Below are 1047 nucleotides of genomic sequence, written 5' to 3' on the forward strand. Positions count from 1 at the left end.
CCCCGGCGGGCACAGTGACGCGTCTGACCGATGCCGACGGTGCCGAACAGCGCTGCCAGTACGACGAATTGGGTCGCTTGATTCAACAGCAAGGCCCTGACGTCACGGTCACCCTCTCCTACGATGCGGCCTCGCGGATTCACCAGCAGCGCACCCAATCAAACGATGGCTCGCGGGATATGACCGTAACCCTGGGCTACGACAGCCTGGGCCGCCCGGCCCGCCGAGAAACGGCTACCCGTACGCCCACCCGACAGTCCCTTGAAATCCAGACCCAGCAATGGCGTAAAGACGGCAAGCTTGCGCAGCGTGAACTGACCCGTGACGGTGTTCTGGTGCGTAGTGAAAGCTTCGACTACGACCTGCGCGGAAGGGTGATTGCGCACCGTCTGCACGGTGAGGATTTACCGCAGGATGCCCACGGCCACCCTTACCGCGAGCAACACTTCCAGTACGACGCCCTCGACAATATTCGTCGACTGGAAACGGTCTTTGCCGACGCCAGCGCCAACAATGTCAGCGTATTCGGCTACAACCCTGCCGACCTTACCCAACTGCTTAGCGTCAGTCACAGCCGCGCCGATTACCCGGCACCGGTAACCCTGGAGTACGACGCTCTCGGCAATTTACTGAAAGATGAACGGGGCAATCCGCTGCACTACGATGCCCTGGGCCGACTCATTGGCGTCACCCTGCCTACAGGCGAACGCCGCTGGCACTACGGCCCGGCGGGCAACATCATCAAGACCGAGGACACTAATGGCCCGCGCTGGCGTTACCACACCGGCGGCCAGCTCAGTTGCGAGGTGGGTGAAAACACCCAGACCCGCTGGGTGCGGGCCGGTGACGTTCCGGTGGCTGAAAGCCGTCTTGCATCGGCAGTGCGCGAAGTGATGCTGCTGGGCACCGACGCCCAGGGTTCGATAACCACTGAGGCCAACGACAGCCTGAACACCCCGGTCTACGGCGCCTACGGCCAGAGCCAGCCCGGCACCAGCCGACTGGGCTACGCCGGCGCCTTGCGCGAACAGGACAGCGGCTGGTACT

1 pseudogene is annotated in these 1047 nt (G+C 63.2%); it reads left to right on the forward strand.

The window, feature by feature from the left end:
- Positions 1 to 1047, forward strand: a pseudogene (locus JQ845_RS22745) (RHS repeat protein); the annotation flags it as partial.

Source organism: Pseudomonas paraversuta (genome assembly GCF_904063065.1).
GTDB lineage: Bacteria > Pseudomonadota > Gammaproteobacteria > Pseudomonadales > Pseudomonadaceae > Aquipseudomonas > Aquipseudomonas paraversuta.